Origin of the sequence: Bartonella sp. AA78NXGY, from assembly GCF_042197005.1 — a bacterium.
Classification (GTDB): domain Bacteria; phylum Pseudomonadota; class Alphaproteobacteria; order Rhizobiales; family Rhizobiaceae; genus Bartonella.
This window is the reverse complement of record NZ_JBHIRI010000054.1, coordinates 1-2,435: the sequence shown is the minus strand read 5'-3', so window position 1 is coordinate 2,435 and position 2,435 is coordinate 1. Positions and strand designations below refer to the sequence as shown.

At 43.7% G+C, this 2,435-nt stretch carries 1 protein-coding gene; it reads right to left on the bottom strand.

All coding sequences use genetic code 11. The features are described 5' to 3' along the window. Nucleotides 1-2,435, bottom strand: a 2,435-nt coding sequence (locus tag ACFINL_RS09520) for a hemagglutinin repeat-containing protein (RefSeq protein ID WP_375651472.1), incomplete at both ends; no start/stop codon positions are given.

Sequence of the window (2,435 nt, the reverse complement as noted above, 5' to 3'; positions counted from 1 at the left end):
GCTATGGTTTGATCAACGCCTTGCCCTGTCAATGCCTTCTGCCCTGCTTCATCAGTAATGACGATGGTGCCATCGCTAATGGCAGATTTGGTATATCCTTCCCTTGAATCCTGTTGTTCTGCATGATCTAAAACATTTTTGGCAATGTTTTTAGCGATGTCGTATTCGCCCATTGCACCACCCGCTGCAATGCTAATCCCATCACTGCTGGCTTTGGCACTCGCACTGTTGCTAATATCACTGGTGCTGATGCTTCCTGTGGTCAGGCTGTTTTTTTCTGCCAAGGCTGTGCTTTCAATAATACCTCCAGTCAGCGTTGTTTTATCTTTAACGGTGATCTCAAAGCCGTCATCACGGGCTTTAATGCCTGATTGTTCCACAACACTGTGATAATCGCTGGAGGATTGATCATTTTGGAAAGAGACGTTTATTGATGCACCATCAGGCTTTCCATTGCCTTTAACCCCAACAGAAACAGAGTTTTTTTTGCTGGAACTTTGTCCCGTATCACTGCGGCTGACAACGGTAAAATCACCTCCTACTTCCATTTCTACACGCTCTCCAGAAACCACGGCGCCTGCCAATGTGGTGTTTGCCCCACTCGTGGTATGAACAGTACCTGTGCCAACAATATGGCTGTTCTTTTGTTGAACCTGTTCACTGGAACCTTCCCCTTGACTAAAAGCAGCACTGCCTGTTACCCCTGCGCCACCCATGCCATAACTGGCTCCAATATTCATTGAAGCACTTTGGTTATGGTTTTGTGTGCTTTTCTTGTTTTGCGCACTTTCAAAGGTAATATGCTGTCCTGCTTCCAAGTTGATATTCCCGCTCTGCGGATCATTTGCATAAACAGGATTGGTGCCAGCGATAATATCAGCTCCAACACCATGGATGCTGCCTTTGTGGGCTTTCATATTGACAGAACGCCCAGCTTCTATGCTATTGGTTACAGCAGTAGATGTCTGAGAAGACTTCTCTTCCTTTTCAGTCTTAAAGCCTACGGTAACACTGGTAGAAATATCCACCATCTTGAGAAGGGAATCTTTTGTTGATCCGCTCTTTATCCCATTATAGAGATCTTTGCCTTTGTTATAGAGATCTTTGCCTTTTAGACCAAGAATGATGCCATTGCCGATTTTGTGTTTTGTATCCCCATGACCAAAACGTTTTCCTGCATCCTTTATATCTTGTATGGTACTAAGAATGCCAACATTGACAGAACCTGTAACACCAGCAAAGAAATTTTCATGGTTTTTTTGTGTCTTAGAGATATCTTGGCTTTCTGATAGGGTGATATTATTGCCGGCATCAATGTTGACATCACGATCCGCCGCAACAATGGCTGCTTGTAAATTCACATCATTGTCAGCAGTAATCTGCACATCTTGGCGTGCCGTGATGTGTGATTGTGTGGAAGTGGTTTCCCATTGATCGCCCGTATCTTTGACGCTTGCAACCCCAACACCCAAAGAAACACTACTGCTGCTCTTTCCAAACTGAATGCCAAAACCTGAACGCTTTTCTTCAGAATTTGACTTATGGCTATTATGACCCACAAGCACATTGACATCACGAGCTGCCGAAAGATTAATATTCTCACCTGCAAAATCAGAGCCCACTATGCTCACATCTTTTTTCTTGGCAATGATGTTGATAGTGCCATACGCATTGAGAGAAGAGCCTTGATGTTCAAAACTCTCTTCATTTTGCACCTTTTCCTCACTCCCATATATCGACACAAAGTCCTCACCTGAGCCCGCGCCAAAACCAGATGCATGTTCTTCTGAGTGGCTGCTATGGTGATCTTGCATGCCATCAATCGTCACATTTTCTGCTGTCACATTGATGTTTTGACCTGAAAGCAGATGAGAAGCAGTAATTGTGGACTCTTTTTCTGCTTGCAAATCAATGTTGCCCGTTGCCTCAAGAACTGAGGAAACTGTTGTGGTGTGCGATTCAGATTTATCGGAAGATTTCTCATGCAAAAAGCTACTTGATGACGATTGGTATTGCTGATCGTAGTGTTCTTGAGCGCCTTTTATGAGAATATTCCCACCAGAGTGAATAGAAATATCTGCTTTTGCTTGATCTGGTGTTTCCTCTTCTTTTCCAGCAAAAAGCATCGATCCAATGATTTTTGTATCGTTGCCAGATTCAAAGGCCATCCCTTCACCCCCTGTTATACTTGAGCCCACAACTTGAGTAGCCTCAACATTATTATGGACTCTCTCACTAAATATTCCATCCTCTTTGTGATCGGATATCTCATAATGTAAGCTATCTTCTGCATTGTTGATCAGGATATCGTTACTGGCTTTCAGCCCCACCTTGCCCTTGGCATCTATATCGGAAGCCGCCATATGGATATCTTTTCCAGAGAGAACAGTGGTCTCTTTTCCAGAACTTAAATGAGAGCCATTGTGTAAAGCAAC